2 protein-coding genes are annotated in these 280 nt (G+C 37.1%); both read left to right on the forward strand.

Annotated features, from left to right (window positions below):
- On the forward strand, window positions 1–184 hold a 184-nt coding region (locus ACYP5M_RS26575), incomplete at its 5' end, for a hypothetical protein (protein ID WP_459735738.1).
- Window positions 177–280: prepilin-type N-terminal cleavage/methylation domain-containing protein (locus ACYP5M_RS26580; RefSeq protein ID WP_459735739.1), on the forward strand; the 104-nt coding region annotated here is incomplete at its 3' end. The genes ACYP5M_RS26575 and ACYP5M_RS26580, both read left to right, overlap by 8 nt.

The following is a 280-nucleotide window of genomic DNA, read 5'->3' on the forward strand; positions in this document are numbered from 1 at the left end:
TGTTTTCACTGATAGGTCTGTTGATCGTGTCCATTTATTTGGCGGTTTTGCTGCCGATGTTCTCACTGCTCGAAAGTGTATAGGATTTTATTATTGTATTCCGGAGGTGAAAATGCTCAAAGGTCATCTGATATTCAGGTGGTTTCAGGAGCATGATGGATATGTTGAAGAAAGTGATGAATGAACGTGGTTTTACACTAATGGAAATGCTTATTGTTTTACTGGTAATTTCCATCCTTTTGATTATAACAATCCCCAATATCACAAAGAACCAATCTAC

Source organism: Peribacillus sp. N1, from assembly GCF_054600815.1.